Genomic DNA, 18,318 nt, shown 5'->3' on the forward strand with positions numbered 1-18,318 from the left:
TCACGCCGCCTCCGCCAACATGGCCGGGGTGAGCACGCCGGAAAACTCATAAGCCACCGGACCGGTCATCAGCACATGGCCGTCCGCCTGCCGCCAGGAGATGGAGAGGTCCCCGCCCGGCAGCGTCGCGCGCACGTCGCGGCCCGACCGGCCGGTGCGAACGGCCGCGACCGCGGTGGCGCAGGCGGCGGTGCCGCAGGCGCGCGTGCGCCCGGCGCCGCGCTCCCACACGTGCAGCAGGATGTGTTCAGGCGACAGCATCTGCGCGAACGAGATGTTGGCGCGCGCGGGAAACAGCGGATCATGCTCCAGCGCGAACCCCAGCGTCTCCACCGCCACCGCGTCCGCGTCGGGCACGAAGAACACCGCATGGGGATTGCCCATGGAGACGAAATTCGCCGGCCCCAGCGCCTCGTATCCCGCCAGGACATGGGCGGAGGTGTCGGCAACCGCGTGGGCGAGGGGAATATGCTTCCAGTCGAGATGCGGAGCGCCCATGTCCACGGTCACGCTGCCGTCGGGCAGGATCTCGCAATTCAGCAGGCCGGCGGCGCTGTCGAACAGCACATGGCGCGCCCCGGTGCGGCGGGCCTCCAGCGCGGCGATGCAGCGCGTGCCGTTGCCGCAGGCGCCGGATTCCGAGCCGTCGGAATTGAGGATGCGCACGAAACCCATGGAGCCGGAGGCGCGGGGCGGATAAAGCACCATCGCCTGGTCGAACGGCAGCGCATCGGCACGGGCGAGCGCACGCGCGGCGGCGGGCGACACCTCCACCGGATTGGCCCGCAGATCCAGCACGAGAATCTCGTTGCCGAGGCCGTTCATCTTCACAAAGGGGCGATTGGCGAGGCTCGTCATGGGTCCACACACGCATCCGGGAGATGCAGGTCTTATATGGCCTCAGGCGGGGGATGCGCCACCCCGTTGCGGAGCACGACGGCTTTTGTGGGGCGCACATGGGCAGAAAGTCACCCGGCGCAGCCGGCCGCGCCTGCCGCTGCGGCCGGCTAGAGCCTGATCCGATCAGCTTGAAACAACCCGATCGGATCAGGCTCTAAACATTTGTGAGAGAACGCGTTATCCGATCAGCTTGCATCGCAAGCGGATCGGCGCGTGCTCTAGGCGCCCCGCGCGAACATGATAAAAGAGGGCCGGCGGCATCCGCCTTTAGCCCGAATCGGGTGGTAGAGGCTGCGCATGTCGGCAAGGAGATTTCAGGCGATGGGCGGTGTGAACGTGGTTCGTGGAACACGGGCGGCGTTGCTGGCCATGGGCGTGGCGAGCGGCCTTTTCGCGCTGGGCGCGCCCATCCTGGGCGGTGCCGCGCTGGCGCAGGGCGCGGCGCCTTCAGGACAGACGGGAAGCCCCGCCCAGGCCCCCAATCCCGCGCCGGAGGGCGGCGCACCGTCCACCACCCAGGCGCTGCCGGGTCCGGCCTCCCCTCTGTCGCCGCCCGCCGGTGTCGATCCCCGTTCGGTACAGACCCAGCCGCTGACCGCGCCTTCGGTTCAGGCCTTCACCGGCGAGGAAACCCAGCTCGCGACCATTCCCGTCCTGACCAAGAGCGGCAGTGCGAGCTGGGATGCCGGCTTCGATACCATCGTGGCGACGCTCAAGGACATCACGGCGGAAATGAACCGCATGGGGCTGAAACGCACCGGCGACGTGTTCATCGTCTATAATTCCAGCGACGACGCCGGCTTCGAGTTCGAAGCCCAGGTGCCGTTCACCGGCGCCACCACGCAAAAGCCACAGGGCGATGTGAAGCTCGGTGCCTCATTCGCCGGCAAGGCCTTCAAATTCACCCACAAGGGCTCGTTCGCCGATATGGACGACACCTATGAGGCCATCGCCAATTTTCTCGACGACAAAAACATCGCCGCGCAGGATCTCTATATCGAGCAATACCGCACCGACCCGCAGGTGACGGCGCCGGATTCGCTGGTTGTGGACATCTTCGTACCGGTTCGCTGAACCAGACACTTCCCAGCGGGCCGCGAATCCTTTTCACTAGAGGACGTTGTGTTGTCTTTCGGTGAACCGCCGATCGCGGCGTCGCCGAAGTGACGATGAGGAGGCGCCCCATGCCCCGGCTCTTCACCGCGCTCGAGATTCCGAGCCAGATTGGAGATGGCCTGTCCCTCATGCGGGGGGGCCTCTCCGGCGCCCGATGGATGGACCCCGAAAACTACCACGTCACCCTGCGCTTCATCGGCGATGTGGACGATGCCAAGGCCCGCGACATCGCCTTGATGCTCGGGCAGGTGCGCCGCCGCGCGTTCGAGATGAGCCTCGGCGGGCTCGACCAGTTCGGCGGCCATAAGCCACGGGTGATCTATGCCAGCGTGCGGCCCAACCCCGCCCTGCTGGAGCTTCAGGCAGAGCATGAGCGCATCATGCAGCGCCTCGGCCTGCCGGCGGAACGCAATTACAAGCCGCATGTCACGCTGGCCCGACTGCGCGATACATCCAGCCGCCAAGTGGCCGATTATCTCGCCACGCGCGGTTTCTTCCGCAGCGAAAGCTTTCTCGCGAGCCGGTTCGTGCTGTTCTCCTCGCGCGATTCGGTCGGCGGCGGCCCCTATGTGGAAGAGGCGGCCTATCCGCTCTCGGGCGGCGCGGCGCTGCGTCTTGCGATGCCCGAGGGACATCCCATATCCTTTGCATGAGTGATACCGAACGCGCCCGCTTCCGCTTCGATTGGAGCGCGCTGCCCTTCGCGGAACGGCTGAAGGCGGCGAAGGACGAGGCTCTCGTCCAGAAAAGCTTCTGGCAGAAGCTGAAACGCACTGCCGCGCACGTGCCGTTCGCGGAAGACGCGGTGGCGGCCTATTATGCTGCCTTCGACCATGACACCCCGGTGCGCGTGCGCGCGACCCTGCTGGGCGCCCTCGCCTATTTCGTCCTGCCGCTGGATGCCATTCCCGACATTCTGCCGGTGATCGGCTTTTCCGATGATGCGGCGGTGATGTTCCTGGCGTTCCAGGCACTGACCTCCAATATCACGCCCGCCCACCAGGCGGCGGCGAAGGAGATCATCGCGCGGCTGCGCACGCAGGGCGAGCACGAACCCGAAGCGCCGCCCCCGTCCGGCGCACCCGGCCCAGCAGGCGCCTGAAGGCCCGGTTTGGGCAAGGGCTGGCCTGAAGGGGTGGCCTGCGGCGCAGGTTTTCTGAAGACGTTCCAACGCAAAGAAGACGTTCCAACGCAAAAACGCCGCTGCCCGGGCAGCGGCGTTTTCTTGTCTGGCGATCGTGGGGGCGCAGTGCGCCTCAGAACCGAACCTGAAGTCCGCCGCGCAGCGACTGGTCGGTGCCGACGGTGGAGAAATTGCCGTTATAGGCCGCGAACAGGGACATCTTGTCGGTGGCCGAGAGCGAGAGCCGCGCGCCCACCGGCAGCACCCAGGCATCCTGGTTGAAGCCCTGCACCTGGATCGGCGTATAGCCGGGCAGCTGAACCATGGGATTGGCGCTGTCCACCACCACGTCGCGGGCGATGCCGGTCTCGATTTCGCCCGTCAGCCAGCCCGCCCAGCCGAATTGGCGCAGATCCACCTTCTGCTGCATGGTCACGGTGAATTCCGGCCGCAGCAAGGTGTAGTCGCTGCCGCTCCAGGCGGCATTGAGGCTGGGATAGAAGCTGCTCTCGGTATAGCTGTCCACATTGACGTTCAGCAGCGTCAGGGCGGCGCGGGGAATGAAGCTCATCGTCCCCATCTCGACGCTGGTGGAGGCGGCGAGCCGGCCGGCGATACGCAGGTCGTTGAAATTGGCGTTGGTGGCCGCAAGGCCGCCGCCGACCCAATAGGTCTGGTTCGCCTCGTCATCGCCGCGCCCGACCAGCACCGAGCCGTTCAGCACCACCCGGCCGATTTCGTAGGACGCATAGGCACCGAGCGAATAGGCGTTGGAGGTATAATTCGGGCTCGCGGTGCCGGAGGCGTCGGCATTGTTCTGGCTGTAGGTGCCCATGAGGCCGACCACCAGGTTTTTCGCCACTTCCCCGTCCACGCCCAGCATCACGCCGCCGCCGTCCGCCTGGATGGTGGGGACGCCGCCGTCGGCATAAAGGCGGGTGCGCGAGCCATAGGCATTGGCCCACAGGGCCATGCCGTCGGCGCGCGAGCCCTGGCTGATGGGGCCGATACCGGTGAGGAAGCCGGTCACATTCTGCCCGCCGTCGGTATTGGCCGCGACCGCCGGTCCGGCAAGGCTGGGCTTGGCGCCCGACGCGCTCGGCGCGGCATCCTGGAACTGGGCCGCCCGCCGCTCCAGCACATCCAGGCTGCGCACGGTATCGGCGGCGGCAAGGCGGGTGGTGGCATCCACCTGGAACGGGCTGATGGTGGCGACATTCACCCCACTGGCCGAATATTGCGCGCCGACGCCCATGCGGGTGTCGCCGGCGCTGATGGACCCGAACGTGCCCTGCACGGTGGAGGCGGCGAGGATGTTGTAGATGCCGTTCGCGCCGCCGGTGGAGGGCTGGATGGTGACGCTGCCGCCTGTGATATTGGCGATATTGGTCACGATCAGCTGATCGCTCAGCCCGGCTCCGTTGGTCTCGATCTGGAGCACGCCGCCATTGGCGACATAATTGCCGACCATCAAGGTGCCGACGCTGTTGCCCGGCGCGATCACGCCGCCCGCGCCGCCAACCGTGCCGTTGACGAAGCCGGTGCCCTGGAGCACCGACCCGCCGCCGAGGCTGACCGCACCGACCAGGGTTCCGTTCACGCGCACCGTGTTGAAGCCGGTCACGGAAACGTTGCCCAGCATCTGCCCCGAGGATTGCAGGGTGAAGCTGTTGCCATAGCCCGAGGCGAGCAAGGCGAAGAGCGAGACGCTGGTGTCCGCTGCAAGGCTGCCGCCCACGGTGGCGCTGTTGCCGGAACCGGCAAGGCTGATCTGCCCGGCCATGCCACCGTTCATCGCGAAGCTGTTGGAGGCGCCGGAAATCTGCACCTGGCCGGAGACCGTGCCGCCGGAATTCACCTGCGCCTGGTTCTGCGTGCCGGCCATTTCGAGCGCCACATTGGTGGCCTGGGGAATGGTGAAGGTGGGCGTCTTGGTGCCGGCGGCATTCTGCTGGGCGATATAATTCTGGAGATAGGCGTTCGCGGACGTGACCGTGCCGGAGATGACGAGGCCGTTGCCGGAGCCGGAGACCGAGATGCGGCCGTCGACCTCGCCGGTGGCGCCGATCTGCGCCATGCCGCCGGTTCCGCTCAGGGCCAGCGCCTGATCGCTCGCCGTATTGGCGATGAAGGGCGCGACGCCGTTCTGGTAGCCGAACGCCGCGGACGGCACCATCGAGACCGCGGGCGAGGTGATGGTCCCGGCGATGGAGGCCCGGTTGCCCTGGCCGGCCAGGGACACAAGGCCGGTGACGCCGCCGTCGAGGGTCAGCGTGTTGCTCGATCCGTTGAGGGCAATGGTGCCGAGCACCGCGCCGGTGGATTGAACATGGGTGGCGTTCTGCGTGCCGTTCACCAGCACCGCGTAGGAATCGCCGCCATAGGTGTTGATGGTGCCGCCGATGTTGGCCTTATTGTTCGAGCCGGCCATGGAGATGGCGGCGGAATTATCGCCCCACAATTCCAGGATGGCGCCGGAGGTCAGGTTCAGCGTCGCATCGCCCTGGAGCGCGACACCGGAAATATTGCTGCCGAACACCGCAAGGCTCGGGCGCGGCACCGTGATCGCGCTGACGGAGCCGGTGGGATTGGCCTGGTTCTGATAATAGATCGTCGGATCGACGTACCAGGACCCGATCGTGCTGCCGGACGGGCCGAGGGTGAGCGTCTGGCCCTTCACGTCGAGCGAGGAGGTGCGCACATTGTCGCCGGTACACACCGTGCTGGTGGCGGAGACCTTGGTCGGGCTGGCGCCGAAGCTGCAGCTGCCTTGCGTGGTGGTGGCGAGCACCACATTGCGATCCAGCGCCCACACCAGCGGCACCGAGGTATAGTCGCCGATCTGGTAGCCATAGGGCGCGAACCAGTCCTGCGCGCCGAAGAAGGGGAACCAATAGGCGGCGTTCGACTGATAGCCGAGGAAGTTGATGGCATAAGCGAAGTCGGTCGCCGTATTGTAGAACAGCGATGACGTATAGCCCGCGATCAGGCCGCTATGGCCAATCAATTCGCCGCCGGTGCCGAAGCTCGGCATCTGGTAGAGGGCGAGGCCGTAATAAGACGGGATCGAGCCCACCGAGCCGGGATAGATGAAATCGGTGCGCTGTTCCTGCATGCTGGCGCTCAGCAGGCCATTGTCGTTGGTGGCGATCTCGCGCACCCATTTCAGCTCGTCCGAGGGCGTGGAGAGCATCGCCCCCGCGGCCCAGGGAACCTGCGGATCGACGAAGCTCATGTTGTAGACGCTGCCGGCCGGCACCGTATAAGGCGCCTGGGTCACCAGATATTGGTTCGAGCCGGCGTAATTGGCGGTGGTGAACTGGTCGGTATAGGGGAAGGCGGAATCCTTCATCCCCATGGGGGTGAAGACCAGATCCTGCGCCAGCTTCTCCATCGCGGTGCCGGTCACGCTCTGGGCGATGATGCCGAGCAGGACGAAATTGGTGTTCGCATAGGCCATCTGGCCGACCGCGCCGGGGGTTTGGGTGCCGGCGTTGATGCTCTGCACGACCGCCTGGATCAGCTGTTCGGGGGTATAATTGGCGCTGCCATAGGGGCCGTTCGGGCTGTTGAAATTGGCCCATTCCTGAAGGATCGTCTGCCCCGGAACATGCAGCGAGGGCGAGATCAGATATTCCGGCAGGCCGCTGGTCATGCTCATCACATTGCGCACGGTGATGACGTTGCCGTTGGGAATATTCAGGCCAGCAACATAAGTATTGATCGGCGCATCGAGGTTGATCAACCCCTGGTCGGCAAGGCGCATCACCACGGTGCCGGTGATGGTCTTGGAGGCGCTGCCGATGCGGAACTGGGTATCGGCGGTGATCGGCCGCGTGTGCTGCACGTCGGCATAGCCGGCGGTGCCGACCCAGGACTTGCTGCCGCCGTTCCAGCTCACCGCGATCGAGATGCCCTCGATATTGTTCTGAGAATAAACCGAATCAAGAAAGCCCTGGAGCACCGGCGCGAGCTGCGCCGACTGAAGGTCGGTCTGCCCCGCGAAGGCCGGCGAGACGACCAGCGCTCCGCACGCGACACCCGCCGCCAGGCGGCGCAATTGCCGCGACACATACCCAGTTCCCGCGCACTGAATCCTCATGGCCCCGCCTCCATGGTGAACAATGGATAGAAATTTCTCAGTCAGCAATTACAGGTTGTATCGCGACATTGACATGACAAGAATCTGAAAGGGCGCGTCATTCGGGCGCCATTTCCAACGCTTTTTCTTCGCCTCGGACAATCTTTAGCCGGCCCGTATCCATATGCACATGTAGATCGGCCACGTCGAAATAAGCATCGTCATGCGTAATGGCGATGACGGTGACGCCCTTTTCCTTCAGCAAAGGGAGGATGACGCGATAAAACTTCTCGCGAAAATAGGGATCTTGGTCGGCTGCCCATTCATCGAAGATGCATATGGGCCGCGCTTCGAGAATGGCGGCGATCATCGCAAGGCGCTTGCGTTGCCCGCCGGAGAGCTTGGTGGTGCTGAAGCGGTTGTTCTCCAGCCGCGACTTGTGCTGCATCTCCAGCAGTTCAAACAGGTCCGACACCAGCACCGGGTCCGGCGCGGGCTGCCCGTAGAGTTCGGCGAACAGGTGATTGTCGGAAAAGATCACCGAGAACAGGTTGCGATAATCCTGGATGTTAAACGGGCCGATGGTCGCGCGGTCCACCCGGATCGTCCCGCCCTGGTTGGGATAGAGCCCGATCAGCATGCGCACGAAGGTGGTCTTTCCAGAGCCGTTGCCGCCGGTGATGAAAATGGTCTGCCCGCGCCGGATGGTCAGGTCGATCGGACCCACCGTGAACGGCCGGTCGCCGCCCGCCGGAGCATGGGCGAAGCTCGCCCCGTCGAGCACGATGGTCTTGAAATCCACCAGGCTGGTGGCCCCGCCGTTCTTGTGCCCGTTGATGCGCCCGAGCCGCTCCTGAAGCCGCATGATATTTTCGGCGGCGGAATTGGCATTGGTGAAGATGGGAATGGAGCCCACCACGTTAGACACCGGGCCGATCATGAACAGGCTGGCCGTGGTGGTCATCACCACCACCTGTGTATAGGCCTCGCTCACCGCCGGCACCACGAACACCATCACGCCGGTCAGGAGGAAGAAGGTGACCTGCGAGAACACGAAGTCGGTGGCATAGGTGGTCTGCGTGCGGATGCGCAGGCGCGTCACCCGGTGCGAGATCGCCTCGATGCGCTGGGCGATGGCATGGGCCCGCGCATCGCTCATCTTCACTTCCTTGAAGCCCTCCAGCATGTCGCTCATGCTTTCGATCAGGAGGTTTTCCTGTTCGAAGGATTCGCGCAGCTCCGCCTTCACCTGGGTGTTGCGCGAGATGTGTACCAGCGCCCCGATGATGGTGCAGGCGGCCGAGAGGATGAACGCGGTCCACGACAGGAATGCCATGTAGATCATGGTGAAAATCACCAGGATCGCGCTCTGGATGCCGATCACCAGATTGGGCGCGGCCTGCGAGAGAATCAGGGTTTCGCGCGTGAGGCAGGAATAGATTTCCGCCCGGCCCACATCCTCCAGTTCGAGGAATTCGGCGCGGCGCGCGCGGGCGATCAGGCGCACGCGCATGCGGTCCACCAATTGCTCCACCCGGTGGCACACCTCCACCATCAGGCTGCGCTGGGTGTAGACGAACACCAGGATGGTGATGCCGAACAGCAGCAGATTGACGAGATTGCCTTCCTTGTCCTGCACATGGCTGGCGGCAAGGTTGATGATGGCGAGGATGCCGGCATTGGACAGGCCGGATAGGGCCGCGAGGATCAGGAAGCGCGCGCTCCCCACCCCCGCCTCCTTCTGGAACAGCCGCAGAACCTTCATGACCCGCCTTCCCGCACCCGCGTTTGTCTGCTCCGGCGGTGCTCACCGCCGGCGCACTCCCTTCATTGCGCCAGCAGCAGGCGGTCGAGATCGTCCAGGCTGAGGTCGCCATAGGTGAAGTCGGACGGAGTTGCCTCCGAACCGCCGCGACCGAGGCAATGGGCGAGCACGGCGCGCACCTGCGCCAGGAAGCGCGCGGACAGCGCCTGCGCGTCGGCGGCCGAGAAAGCACCGCCGTCCATCTCCATGTTCACGCTGAGTTTCCCGTCCTCCACCGCGGTGAGGATTTCGATCGCATGGGGCCGCAGGGTCTGCGGTGCCAGCGCCTGGCCGGGCGTGTTCCAATCGATGGTGAACACCCCCGCCCCGCCGCCGCCGGACAGCACGCCGAGATAATTGAAGCCCACCTGCGGCTTCAGGATCGCAAGGCCGACGTCCCCGGCGAACTGGCGCAGCAGGGGATAGCTCCAGCCCTGGTCCGGGGTGCGGCGGGCGCTTTCCTTCACCCCCCGGATGGTGGACGCGAGATCGCCGCCCACATGCACTTTCAAGGGATGGAACACCGTGAACCAGCCGACCGTGCGGCTCACATCCGGCAGGTCCTCGCCGAACAAATCGGCGAAGGGATAGTCGCGGCCGTGGCCTTCCACGCTCACCAGCGCGCTGCGCCGGCCGAATTGCTGCTCCAGCGCCAGGGCCAGGGCCGCGAGCAGCAGGTCCTGCACATTGGTGGTATAGGCGCCGTTCGCGCCCTCCAGCAGGCGCGTAGTCTCTTCCGCGTCGAGATGCCCTTCTGCGCGGACCATGTCGCAGAGGCGCGCGGGGCCGCTCCATTCGGGCAGGAGCGCCGGTTCTTCCTCCAGCGCCCGCCAGAAATTCAGGCGGTGCGCCCAATCCACCTTGGCGCGGATTTTCTCCAGCGCCAGCGCATGGTCGCGATAGGAGGCGGTCTTCTGCGGCAGGCGCGGGTGCGCCCCGGCGCGCGCGGCCTGGTACGCGGTCTCGAAATCCTCCAGCAGGATCGACCAGGAGACCGCATCAACCACCAGATGGTGCGCCACCAGCAGCAGCCGGTCGCCATCGGCCCCATGGGCCAGCAGGGCCGCCAGCAAGGGGGTCTCGTCGAGGGCGAAGCCGGCCTGAAGCGCGTCGGCGGCCACCTCGAAAGCGTGGGCGTCCGCCTCGGCTTCGGCCGGAAGGTCGATCTCCGCGAGGGTGGGCGGGCGCTCGGGGGCGTTGAACACCTGCGCCCGACCCTCCGCCCCGCCGAAGGCGGCGCGCAGCGCGTCGTGCTGCGTCCACAAGGCAGAGAGCGCCGCCCGCGCCGCGTCGCCATGAATGCGCGGCGCGCGCAGCAGCACGCTTTGGTTGAAATGATGCGGCGCCTCGGCGGTTTCCAGGAACCAATGCTGGATCGGCGTCAGCGGCACGGCGCCGGTGACCGGGCCCTGGTCCGCCGCCACGCGCAGCGGCTTCACCACCCGCGCCAGATCCTTCACCGTGGGGTTCTGGAACACGTCGCGGATTTCCGCCTTCCAGCCCGCCTGGCGCAGCCGCGAGACGATCTGGATGGCGCGGATGGAATCCCCGCCCAGCGAGAAGAAATCGTCGCCCGTGCCGATCGCCTCGCGCCCCATCACCGCCTGCCAGATGGCCAGGATGTCGGCCTCCAGCGGAGTTGCCGGCGCGCTCGCCTGCGCGGCCGGCGCGCGCAGCGCCGGGAGCGGCAGGGCGGTTTTGTCCACCTTGCCGTTCAGCGTCACCGGCATCTGGTCCAGCTTCACGAAGAAGGCCGGCACCGCATAGGCCGGCACGCTTTTCAGCAGATGCTGGCGCAGCACGGCGGGCGTCGGCACCTCCTGGCGCGGCACCTGCCCGTCAGCGAACAGGCGGCCGTAGAACGGGGTGCGGCGGAAGCCGTCGCCGAAATGGGCGCTGAAATAGGAGAAGGGCACCTCTTCGCCCAAGGTCCGGCGCACGGCGCCGTCGAGGATGAAATCGGGATTGAGCCCGTTGGCGCACAGGCGGCGGGAAATATGCAGGGCGATCACGTCGCCGGCCTTCACCGCCACCGGCTGGTCGAACACCGGCAGATAGACCGGCAGCCAGGAACCGGGATTGTCCAGGATGTCCACCACCGAGCGCTCGTCCACGCCGAGGCGCAGCCACACCAGGAAGCCGGTCACCTCGCAATCACGCGCGATGGTCAGCGCCACGTCCTCGTCCGCCTCGAGCGGGGCATCGCTGGTATAGTCGAGATATTCGAACGGCGCGTCGTCGGAGACGATGGCCTCGCGCGGGCAATTCTTCAGGCACAGCCGCAAGTCGAAGGGATGGCCGACCTCGGCGAAGATCTTCTCCACATAATGGCCGGCAATGTCGGAAAAGCCCGACGCGAGCTGGTCCGCCGGCAGCGACAAGGCGGCGATGCGGGTGTCCGAGAACATGGGATACATGGCGGCGGGATCGGCCAGCAGATGGCGCGCGCCGTTGATGATCTTGGCCGAGCCTTCCGCCCCGCCGATGGCGCCGACGATCTCGGAGATGCAGGCGTCCACCTTCTCCGGCAAGTGCACGGTCATGGCATCGCCGTGGATCACGGTGATGCGGTCGGAAAGGCCGAGCTTCTCCACCGTCTCGCGGGCCTTGCGGGCGGTGGCTTCCAGCCGGTCCACCGCATAGACTTTGCGCGCGCCGGCTTCCACCGCGAGGCGGGCGAGGATGGCGAGCGGGCCGGTGCCGATGTCCACCACGCTCTTGCCCGGCAGATGGCGGGCGAAGGCATCGCGATAGCGCGCGTTGCGGCCCTCGTCGGCGGCCATGGCGCCATAGGCGACATCGTCATAGACGAAGAATTCGGCCACCGAGGGCCACAGCTCCACCTTCTCCTCGGCGCAATAATAGGCCGCGAGCGCAACCGAGCCATCGTCGCGTTCCAGGCTTGCCACATGCACGTCGCGCAGGCCCTCCACCTGGCGCAAAGCGGCTTCCACCTCGCCCAATTCCACGCGTTGACCGGCGACCTTCACCTGGTCGTCCAGGCGGCCGAGACAATCCACCGAACCGTCCGCGCGCCAGGCGCCGAAATCGCCGGTGCGATAGAGCCGCGCGCCGGTGTGCGGATGGGTGATGAAGGCGCGCGCCGTGCGCCCCTCGTCGCCCTGATAGCCGCGCGCGAGCCCGAGCCCGCCGAGATAGATCTCGCCGGGCACGCCGATGGGCGCGGGCTCCAGGTTTTCATCGAGAATGTGCAGGCTGGTGTTGGGCAGCGGCCGGCCGATGGGCAGGCGCGCGCCCTGCGCGTCTTCCGCCCGCACCCGGTGCACCGTGGCACAAACCGAGAATTCGGTCGGGCCATAGGCGTTATAGGCGCGCAGCTGGCCGACATAGGCGCAGAGTTCCTCCACCGGCGCAGCCTCGCCGGCGGTGATCAGCACTTTCAGGCCGGCCAGCTGAGCCCCGTCGAGCGCGCGCAGATAGGTGGGCGGCAAGGTGACGACGCTGGTGCCGGTGCGGGCGATCGCATCCAGGAACAGGCCGGTGTTCTCCAGCGTGGCGCGCGACGGCAGCACCACGCACGCGCCGGCGAACAGCGCCATGAACAGATTGGCCAGCGAGGCATCGAACGAGGGCGAGGCGAACTGCATCACCTTGTCGTTGGGTGCGATCTCGAACGCTGCCACCTGCGCCAACGACATGTTCACGAAGCCGGCATGCTCCACCATCACCGCCTTGGGCTCGCCCGTGGAGCCGGAGGTGAAGATCACATAAGCAACCTCCCCCGGCGCGCTGCGGTCGAGCGGGGATGCGACGTCTTGCGCCGCAAGGGCCGGCGCCACGCAGACCTGCGGCAGCACGGTATCGGCGATGCGATCGGCATCGGTATCGGCAAGGATCAGCCGGCATTCGGCGCGCGCCAGCATGAAATCGATGCGGGCGCGGGGCAATTCCCCGTCCACCGGCACATAGACCGCGCCGGCCTTCAGGATGGCGAGCAGCGCCACCAGGGATTCGATGGAGCGATGAGCGCGCACCGCCACCCGGTCGCCCGCCGCGATGGCATGATCCGCCACCAGCAACCGGGCGAGACGATCGCTCGCGGCATCGAGCGCGGCATAGGTCAGCACGCGCCCGTCTTCGTCCTCCACCGCGGGGCGATCGTCATGGGCCGCCGCCATGGCGCGGAAGGCGCCGACCAGGGTGGCGGGGGCGCGATCCGCGCGGGGACCCTGCACGAATTCGGCGATCCGCGCGGCTTCCTGCGGCGGCACCAGCGGCAGGCGCGCCACCGGCACGCTGGTATCTTCAAGCGCCGCTTCGGCCAGATGCGCAAACTGGGCGCCGGCCCGTTCGATCCGGTCGGCGTCGAACAGGTCGCTGTTGTAATTGAGGTCGAGGATCAGCGCGCCGTCTTCCTCCTGGAAGTGGAAGACCATGTCGTAGCGCGAGAAATTCCAGGCATTGCGATCGCCGAACGGGGCGATGGAGACGCCTTCCAGGGTCAGGTCCACGCCGGCGAAATTCTGCAGCACGATCATGGCGTCGAACAAGGGCGAGCGGCTCATGTCGCGCTCGATCTGCAGCTCGTTCACCAAGGTGTCGAACGGGTAATCCTGGTGCGCAAGTGCGGCATTCGTCGTTGCGCCCACGCGCGCCAGGAAGGCGGCGAAGCTCTCCCCGTCCGCGAGCGCATCGCGCAGGGCGAGGGTGTTCACATAATAGCCGATCTGATGCTCCAGGGCGGCATCGGCGCGGCCGGCGACCGGGCAGCCGAGCACCAACTCGGTCTGGCCGGAATAGCGGTGCAGGAACGCCTTGGTGAGCGCGGTGAGAACCACGAACAGGGTCGTTCCGGTACGCTGGGCCAGCGCTTCCACCGCGCCCATGGCCGTCGCCCCGAGGTCGAAGCGGGCGGTGCGGCCGGTCAGGGTCTGCACCGGCGGGCGGGCCCGGTCGCGCGGCAGATCGAGCGGCGGCACGGGGGTCGCGAACTGGTCGAGCCAGAACGCCCGGTCGGCGGTAAGCGCGCCGCTTTCCGCGCGCTCCGCCTGCCACACGGCGACATCGCGCATCTGCACGTCGAGCGCGGGCAACACCGGCTGGCGATGCTGGCGCAGCGCCGCGTAGCATTCGGCCAGCTCGCGCACCAGCACGCTGAGCGACCAGACGTCGGCGACGATGTGGTGGATGTTGAACAGCAGCAGATGAGCCGCCACGCCGCCTTCGTCCGGCAGGCGCACCAGCACCACGCGCATCAGCGGGCCGGCCACGAGATCGAAGCGATGGGCGCCATTGGCGGCGGCGAGCCGCGCGGCTTCGCCGGTCGGATCAGCATGGCGGCGCAGGTCCACCTGCTCCAGGTGCCAGGGCAGTTCGGCATGCACCACCTGCGCGCCGGCGCCGTCCGGGCCTTCGCGGAAGGTGGTGCGCAAGGTGTCGTGACGCGCGATCAGCAGCGCAAACGCCCGCTCCAGCGCCTCTTCGTCCAGCGCGCCGTGGAGTTCATAGGTCTCGAACAGATTATAGGCGGTGGGCGCGACGCCCAGCCGGTCGAGCCGCCACAGGCGGTTCTGCGCGGGGTTCGCGGGATAGAATTCGGCCGGCGCCGCGCGGGGAATGGAAACCTGCGGGGCGGCCTGCGGGCGGGCCGCATCCACCAGCGCCGCGAGCGCGCGGATGTGGGGGGCGGCGAAGAAATCCTTCAGGCTCACCTCGACGGCCAGCGCCTGATAAATCTTCTGCACGGCGCGGATGGCCTTGAGCGAATCCCCGCCGAAATCGTGGAAGCGGGTTTCCACGCTCACTTTCCCGAGGCCGAACAGCTCGGCCCAGATCTCCGCAAGCGCCGCCTCGGTTGCGCTCTGCGCCGGCACGAAGCCGTGCTGGGCGTAGAACAATTCCTCCGGCCGCGGCAGCGCCTTGCGGTTCAGCTTGCCGGAGATGGTGGTGGGCAAAGCCTCCAGCGGCAGGAACACGCGCGGCTGCATGGCGGGCGGCAGGGATTTGCCGAGCGCGCCCTTCAGCAGGTCCACCGAAAGCGGCGCTGTCTCGCCGTCGGCGCGCACATAATAGCCCACCAGCACGGGCATCTGCCCTTCGCCCTCCTGGAGCGCGGCGGCGGCAGCGGCGATGCCGGGAACGGCGCGCAGGGCGGCTTCGATCTCGCCCAATTCGATGCGCACGCCGTTGATCTTCACCTGATTGTCCTGCCGGCCGAGGCATTCCACCGTACCGTCAGGCAGCAGGCGGCCAAGATCGCCGGTCTTGTACAGGCGCGGCGCGCCCTCTGCCTCCAGCGGATTGGCGATGAAGGCGGCGGCCGTCAGCTCGGGATCATTGAGATAGCCGAGCGAGGGATAGGCGGTCTCGATATGGATCTCGCCGATCTGGTTCACCGCGCAGGCGCGCCCGTTGGTGAGCACCAGCACCCGCGTATCCGGCAGCGGCCGGCCGATGGGCAGAACGCGCCGCAGGTCCGCCGGCAGGTCGCCGACGCGGTGGAACACCTTGGCGAGCGTGGTCTCGGACGGGCCGTAGAGATTGGCGACCTGCGCCCCTTCCCCCGCCGCCGCGCGCCAGGCGGCGACATCGGCGCCGAGCAGCGGCTCGCCCGCCACCAGCAGATGCTTCAATGCGGGCAGAGGATCCGCCTCGCCCCGCCGCTCCAGCTCGCGGGTGAGGAGGCGCAGCACGGTCGGCACGCAATGCACCAGCGTGACGCCCGCCGCCTTCAGGGCCTCGACCAGATGGCGCGGCGAGAGGCGAGTGTCCTCGTCGACCGTGCAGAGCGTGCCGCCGACCATCAGCGGCACCAGCATGTCGCGCAGGCTGACGTCGAACGTGACCGGCGCGAGCCAGGAGCCGCGCGTCTCCTCGGTGAGGGCGAATTCGCCGATCTCCCAGCGCAGGAAGTGGGAGAGGCTGCGATGTGGGCCGAGAATGGCCTTGGGCGCGCCGGTGGAGCCCGAGGTGAACATGACATAGGCCGCGTCCGTCGGCCCGATGCGCCGTTCCGGGGCCGCGGCAACGGCATCGGCGCACTCTTCCAGCGCGATAATATCCACCGGCCCTTCGGCCTGCGCCTGCGTCGCCGCGAGGCGCGCGCGCAGGTCATCCGCCAGCGCGGCGTGCGTGAGGATGACGCGGCTGCGCGCCTTGTTCAGATAGGCACGCAACCGCTGTTCCGGCAGGTCCGGCGGCAGCGGCAGGAAGGCGCCGCCGGCCTTTCCGGTGGCGAGCAGCGCCGCCACATAATCGCTGCCCGCCGGCAGGAACAGGCCGACGATGGCATTGCGCGCCACGCCCGCCTGCGCGAGCCGCGCCGCGATGGCATTCGCGCGCGCGTCGAGCGCGGCATAGGTGACGGGGCCGTCGCGCCGCAGCACGGCAACGGCGTCGGGCCGGGCCGCCGCCTGAAGCTCGAACTGGTCGACATAGGAAGCGCGTTGCATGGGTCTTGTCCCGTCAGGAGAGCTGCGGCAAGGCAAAGTGTTCGCGAAGCAGGCCGAAGGTGAGAACGACCATCAGAAAGTCGTCCTCGAAGGTCTGGTTCAGCTCGGTCTTCGGATCGAGGTATCGGGTTTTGAGATGGGCGATGGCGGCGGGGTTGAAATAGCCGTCGGCGCGGATGCGCTCTTCGTCCAGCAGGTCGAGCACCTGCGGTTCGCGGGCACGCAGCAGGCGGGCGCTGGAATGGGCGACGAAGGAGAATTTCTTGCGGTCCACGATCTCGGCCGGCAGATAGCGCCGCGCCACCTGCTTGAGGACGTATTTCTCCTCCCCGCCATGCACCATCAGAGCGGGCGGAATGCGCCGCGCCACGTCGATGACGCCGATGTCGAGGAAGGGATAGCGCGCCTCCACCGAATTGGCGAAGCTCACCCGGTCGCCATGGTCGGCCAGCAGATGGTCCGCCATGCGCAGCTTGAAATCGAGATAAGAGCGGATGTGGAAGGGATGGCGGCCGGCGATCTGGCTGCGGTCCACCACCTCGCCGGCGAGGCAATCGAAGCTGTCGAAGCGCGCGGCGACCGCATCGGCATAGAGGCCCTGGCGGTTCTCGCGGCTGGCGGCGTAATTCTTCTCATAGAAGAAGCCGGGATCACCCCACAGGCGCTCGCGCCATTCCGCCTCGATCATCTCGTCGAGGTCGAGGCTTTCCGGTGCCGCACCGCGTTCCATGTCGAGCCGATAGCCCACATAGCCGCCGAACAGCTCGTCCGCGCCCTCGCCGGTGAGCACCACTTTCAGGCCCGCGTCGCGCACCATGCCGGAGAGCAGGAGCGAGCAGACATTGTAGGATTCCCGCAACGGCGCCTCGGCGCAGCGCACGATATCGGCGAGCCGGCGCGAGAGGACGGAAGGGTCCACCTCCGCCTCGTGATGCACGGTGCCGAGCAGCTTCGCCATCAGCCGCTGGGGGCCGCGCTCGTCCATGGCGCGATCGGGGAAGGTGATGGAGAAGGTGTGGCGCGTGGATGCGCCCGCCACATCGGCCACGATGGCGGCGATGAGCGAGGAATCCAGCCCGCCGGAAAGATAGCCGCCCACCGGAACGTCGGCCTGGAGACGATAGCGCACCGCCTGCCGCAGCGCCGCGTCCAGTTCCTCGACACACTCCTCCAGCCGGCGCGGGGCGATGTCCTGCGCGAGCGGATAGTCGAGATCCCAGTATTTCTGGACCCGGAGCGGCTTGTCCGGGTCCGCCACCAGCACATGGCCGGGCGGCAGGCTCTTCACCGCGGCGAAAATGGTGCGGGGCGAGACGAGGCCGGGAAAGGTGAAGATCTGATCGAGCGCGGTCAGGTCCACCGTGCGTTCCAGGCTGTTGTGGGACAGCAACGCGCGGATTTCCGAGCCGAACATCAAGAGCCCGTCGCGCTCGGCATAGAAGAGCGGGGCGATGCCCACCTGGTCGCGGCCGAGCACAAGCCGGCGGGTCGCCCGGTCGAACACCGCGAAGGCGAATTGTCCGTTGATGCGGCGGGCGAAGTCGACGCCATATTCGGCGAACAGCGCCGGCACCAGCTCGGTGTCGCAGCGGGTGGCGAAGCGGTGGCCCCGGCTTTCCAGATCGGAGCGCAACTCGGCGTAATTATAGATTTCGCCGTTGCAGATGCCCACCACGCGCCCCTCGGCCGCGAACATGGGCTGGCGGCCGGCAGCGAGGTCGACGATGGAGAGCCGGCGGAAGCCCAGGCTCACCGCATCGTCGGCGAAAAAGCCCTCATCGTCCGGCCCGCGATGGCGCAGCGTATCGGCCATGCGGACGATGAGATCGTCCGGAACCGCGGGGCCGGGGTGGCGCCTGAGATGTCCGACAATTCCGCACAT

Annotated in this window: 8 protein-coding genes; 3 read left to right on the forward strand and 5 right to left on the reverse strand. The window is 67.0% G+C overall.

Going from position 1 to position 18,318, the window contains the following annotated elements; genetic code table 11:
- Positions 1 to 858 (reverse strand): diaminopimelate epimerase, encoded by an 858-nt coding sequence (gene dapF, locus V5G24_RS18130; RefSeq protein WP_394080442.1) that lies wholly within the window; start codon positions 856 to 858, stop codon positions 1 to 3.
- Between the two features lie 363 nt (positions 859 to 1,221).
- Here dapF and V5G24_RS18135 point away from each other — a divergent pair, with 363 nt between their 5' ends.
- The 3 genes from V5G24_RS18135 (at position 1,222) to V5G24_RS18145 (ending at position 3,118) form a co-directional block, all read left to right on the forward strand.
- Complete coding sequence (locus V5G24_RS18135) at positions 1,222 to 1,974, forward strand: GyrI-like domain-containing protein (RefSeq protein ID WP_394080440.1); 753 nt, start codon at positions 1,222 to 1,224, stop codon at positions 1,972 to 1,974.
- A gap of 110 nt (positions 1,975 to 2,084) precedes the next feature.
- Positions 2,085 to 2,669, forward strand: coding sequence for an RNA 2',3'-cyclic phosphodiesterase (gene thpR, locus V5G24_RS18140; protein WP_394080438.1), 585 nt, complete (start codon positions 2,085 to 2,087; stop codon positions 2,667 to 2,669).
- Positions 2,666 to 3,118, forward strand: a complete 453-nt coding sequence (locus V5G24_RS18145) for a YkvA family protein (RefSeq protein ID WP_394080436.1) — start codon at positions 2,666 to 2,668, stop codon at positions 3,116 to 3,118. The genes thpR and V5G24_RS18145 overlap by 4 nt, the downstream gene beginning before the upstream one ends.
- 154 nt (positions 3,119 to 3,272) lie before the next feature.
- Here V5G24_RS18145 and V5G24_RS18150 read toward each other — a convergent pair whose 3' ends face one another.
- The 4 genes from V5G24_RS18150 to asnB all read right to left on the reverse strand — a co-directional run bounded on the left by V5G24_RS18150 (position 3,273) and on the right by asnB (position 18,318).
- Positions 3,273 to 7,241 carry a serine hydrolase gene (locus V5G24_RS18150; protein ID WP_394080434.1) on the reverse strand — a complete coding sequence of 1,323 codons (3,969 nt, stop codon included), beginning with the start codon at positions 7,239 to 7,241 and terminating at the stop codon, positions 3,273 to 3,275.
- A 97-nt stretch (positions 7,242 to 7,338) separates the two neighbouring features.
- A complete protein-coding gene (locus tag V5G24_RS18155) occupies positions 7,339 to 8,985 on the reverse strand; it encodes a cyclic peptide export ABC transporter (protein ID WP_394080432.1) in 1,647 nt (548 codons plus the stop codon).
- A 62-nt stretch (positions 8,986 to 9,047) separates the two neighbouring features.
- On the reverse strand, positions 9,048 to 16,436 hold the full coding sequence (locus V5G24_RS18160; protein ID WP_394080430.1) for a non-ribosomal peptide synthetase: 7,389 nt from the start codon (positions 16,434 to 16,436) through the stop codon (positions 9,048 to 9,050).
- Between the two features lie 13 nt (positions 16,437 to 16,449).
- Positions 16,450 to 18,318 carry an asparagine synthase (glutamine-hydrolyzing) gene (asnB, locus tag V5G24_RS18165; RefSeq protein WP_394080428.1) on the reverse strand — a complete coding sequence of 623 codons (1,869 nt, stop codon included), beginning with the start codon at positions 18,316 to 18,318 and terminating at the stop codon, positions 16,450 to 16,452.

This window comes from Roseixanthobacter finlandensis, assembly GCF_043195105.2.
GTDB lineage: Bacteria > Pseudomonadota > Alphaproteobacteria > Rhizobiales > Xanthobacteraceae > NCEH01.